The organism is Vibrio albus, assembly GCF_003144035.1.
Lineage (GTDB): Bacteria > Pseudomonadota > Gammaproteobacteria > Enterobacterales > Vibrionaceae > Vibrio > Vibrio albus.
Genome location: NZ_QFWT01000026.1, coordinates 1 through 1260 on the forward strand (window position 1 = coordinate 1; position 1260 = coordinate 1260).

Sequence of the window (1260 nt, forward strand, 5' to 3'; positions counted from 1 at the left end):
AGAAGTGGACCCCAATGGTTGGACACATAAGCTCATTCCTTAAGTGGTTGATCCAGCTCATGCCGCGTATCTCTGCCTGCCGAAGTAGGCTTCATCAGGGGTGAGGTCATTGAGTCCTTGATGGTTACGCTCCTCATTATAAAACACCATGTAGTGGCCGATTTCAAGTTCGGCTTCACGTGGCGTGGTATAAGCTTTTAAATAAACCTCCTCATATTTCAGACTTCGCCATAATCGCTCGATGAAAACATTGTCGATCCAGCGGCCTTTCCCATCCATGCTGATCCGTACGTTATGATCGATTAACTTCTGTGTGAACTCAGTGCTGGTAAACTGACTGCCTTGATCTGAGTTGAAAATATCAGGCGGCCCATAGTGTTGAAGCGCTTCTTCAAGAGCTTCGATACAAAAGCTAGTATCCATAGTGTTAGATAACCGCCAGGACAACACTTTGCGGCTATACCAGTCGATAATGGCAACCAAGTACAAGAACCCTTTAGCCATAGGGATGTACGTGATATCAATAGCCCAAGCTTGGTTTGGGTAAGTGACTTCGATATCACGTAACAGGTAGGGGTAGACCTTGTGTGCTTTATTCGCCAGTGTCGTTTTCGGTTTGGGGTAAATCGCTCCAATGCCCATATCACGCATGATCCGAACGATACGCTTGCGATTGACGTTATGTCCCTTTTTAGCCAGCTCGGTTCGAATACGCCTACTGCCCATAAACGGATACTGAAGGTGAATTTCGTCAATCATACGGCGCAATTCAATCTCCTCAGCAGAGAGTCCAATGGGCTGATAGTAAGCTGTAGACCGAGCAATATTGAGAAGCTCACACTGGCGCTTTATTGGTAGTTTGGTGGATTTATCCAGCGAACACTTTCGCTGTGCTCGATCTAGCGACCGAGCACTTTCGCCAAAAAATCATTTTCCATGGTCAACTGACCGATCTTGGCGTGGAGTTTGTCCACTTCTTCGGAATTGTCTTTGCCCAACTGACTTTTAGAGGCAAAGATCATGGCTGCATTTTCAAGCAACTCTTTCTTCCAGGTTGAGATTTGGTTGGGGTGCAGGTTGTACTTCTGTGCTAACTCAGCGACAGTTTTATCACCTCTAGCAGCAGCTAATGCCACCTTAGCTTTAAACTCAGGAGAGTGGTTTCTACGTTTTCTAGTCATAATCTGCTCCAGTATTTCTGGGTACTATCAAAACAGATCAATCACTTAAAGTCATGTCCGAAAATCGGGGGCCACTTCT

At 45.9% G+C, this 1260-nt stretch carries 1 protein-coding gene; it reads right to left on the reverse strand.

The features are described 5' to 3' along the window. Nucleotides 1–57 precede the first annotated feature (57 nt). Nucleotides 58–1181 (reverse strand): IS3 family transposase gene (locus DI392_RS19325; protein WP_109321330.1). Its coding sequence is split into 2 segments (ribosomal slippage): nt 58–929 and nt 929–1181, totalling 1125 coding nucleotides; the frame shifts between segments, so codons are not numbered across the junction. Between the last annotated feature and the right edge of the window lie 79 nt (nt 1182–1260).